The sequence below is a fragment of the Paracoccus bogoriensis genome, from assembly GCF_019431455.1.
Lineage (GTDB): Bacteria > Pseudomonadota > Alphaproteobacteria > Rhodobacterales > Rhodobacteraceae > Paracoccus > Paracoccus bogoriensis.
Window position 1 is genome coordinate 1 of the sequence record NZ_JAHYSR010000091.1, and the last position, 229, is coordinate 229.

A 229-nucleotide genomic window follows, 5' to 3' on the forward strand; every position below is an offset into this window, starting at 1 on the left:
GATGATGACGGCGACGGGGACGATCCGTCCGTTCTGGCGCACCTTCACGTAGGTCGCGTCGATCCAGAGATAGGGCCCAGTCCCCCTCGATCGGCCCGTTGAGGAAGGCGTCGGGGAATGTCCCGCCCGATGTTGAACTTCGTGGGATGAGAGGTGGCGTTGCTCTCCCTGAGCCGCAGGCTCGGGGTGTCCAATCCAAACGGAGAGCAACACCATGAAGACAGCTACC

The 229-nt window shown here is 62.4% G+C and carries 1 pseudogene; it reads right to left on the bottom strand.

Going from position 1 to position 229, the window contains the following annotated elements:
• A pseudogene (locus KY389_RS15190) lies at positions 1–109 on the bottom strand (transposase); the annotation flags it as partial.
• Positions 110–229 lie beyond the last annotated feature (120 nt).